The sequence below is a fragment of the Sulfitobacter sp. HI0129 genome (assembly GCF_001635395.1).
Lineage (GTDB): Bacteria > Pseudomonadota > Alphaproteobacteria > Rhodobacterales > Rhodobacteraceae > Sulfitobacter.
This window is the reverse complement of the sequence record NZ_LWGH01000715.1, coordinates 1-520: the sequence shown is the minus strand read 5'-3', so window position 1 is coordinate 520 and position 520 is coordinate 1. Positions and strand designations below refer to the sequence as shown.

Genomic DNA, 520 nt, shown 5'->3' with positions numbered 1-520 from the left:
GGCAAGGCCGCTGGCGGTGCTTGCGTCGATCATCGGGGTCCCTTTCAGGTCACTATGTCCAGCGTCGCGCCCGCCGTGGGCACATGGACGCGGGCAATCTCTTCGGTCTCTGCGGTTTCAGCCTCCGCCTGCGCTCCGGCGGCATTCTCCGCCCCGAACTCCTGCGCGCCGTTCCGGTCGCGTTCACCGAAGGTCTGGAAATCGAGGTCGGCGTTATCTGCAAGGATGCCCCGCGCCTGCAAGGCATCGAGCAACTGGTCCCGGTCCTGCCGCAGCGCCCCCAGGACAGAGGCGGATTCCGCCGCCATCGCGATCTGTACCCGGCCCGCTTCGTTGCGCAGCACCTCGATCTCGATCTCGCCCAGCCCATGCGGGGCGAGCGAGAAGCGGAACTTGTTGTCCTTCAGATCGACACTGCGGATCTGCTGGCTGACGTGGCGGCGCAACTGATCGTCCGCCGTCGTCGGAGCCTGTGCACCGGCGGCGACCGTCGCGGCCTGGGTTGCGCGGGCCAGGTCCG

General features: G+C 68.1%; 1 protein-coding gene. It reads right to left on the bottom strand.

Annotated elements, in window-relative coordinates:
- Positions 1 to 44 precede the first annotated feature (44 nt).
- The coding region (locus A3764_RS17855; protein WP_150122275.1) for a flagellar hook-length control protein FliK at positions 45 to 520 on the bottom strand (476 nt) is incomplete at its 5' end.